Source organism: Bradyrhizobium sp. MI1.3, from assembly GCF_055811695.1.
On the sequence record NZ_JBVVPQ010000303.1, the window covers coordinates 1 to 278 of the forward strand.

A 278-nucleotide genomic window follows, 5' to 3' on the forward strand; every position below is an offset into this window, starting at 1 on the left:
AAGGCGAAGGTGGCGCTTGCCGCCGTCAAGGGCGACCGGACGATAGCTCAGCTGGCCGAGCACTTTGACGTCCACCCGAATCAGATTACGGCGTGGAAGGCGCAACTGGAGGCTGGCGCTTCCGGAGTTTTTGGACCTGGCAGCGCTGCGCCGGCCACGCCTGCGATCGACGTGAAGTCGCTGCACGCCAAGATCGGCGAACTGACGCTGGAGAACGATTCCTAAGAAACGGCAGCACCTACTTTTGGCTCCAAGGGTTGAAGAACAAAACCGAATGC

The 278-nt window shown here is 60.4% G+C and carries 1 pseudogene; it reads left to right on the forward strand.

Annotation, left to right across the window (positions count from 1 at the left end):
- Window positions 1-219: pseudogene (locus tag AC0L3A_RS41115) on the forward strand (transposase); the annotation flags it as partial.
- Between the last annotated feature and the right edge of the window lie 59 nt (window positions 220-278).